The following is a 227-nucleotide window of genomic DNA, read 5'->3' as shown; positions in this document are numbered from 1 at the left end:
GTGTCGCAGGTACTACAGAGACGGGCAATATTGATCCGTTAAGAGAAATAGCGGAAATTTGTCAACAGGAACAATGTCATTTTCATGTCGATGCGGCTTGGGGTGGCGCAACACTCATGTCAAACAACCATCGTCATATGCTCGATGGTATTGAACTCGCGGATTCCGTAACCATTGATGCACACAAGCAGCTTTACATCCCAATGGGCGCAGGAATGGTGTTGTTT

The 227-nt window shown here is 46.7% G+C and carries 1 protein-coding gene; it reads left to right on the top strand.

What is annotated here, in order from left to right; genetic code table 11:
• Nucleotides 1-227: pyridoxal-dependent decarboxylase (locus BCU12_RS10180; RefSeq protein ID WP_133153856.1), on the top strand; the 227-nt coding region annotated here is incomplete at both ends.

It is taken from the genome of Vibrio sp. 10N.261.55.A7 (assembly GCF_002877365.1).
Classification (GTDB): Bacteria; Pseudomonadota; Gammaproteobacteria; order Enterobacterales; family Vibrionaceae; genus Vibrio.
Note: the sequence above shows the minus strand (reverse complement) of the source record. Positions and strands in the feature narration are given on the sequence as shown.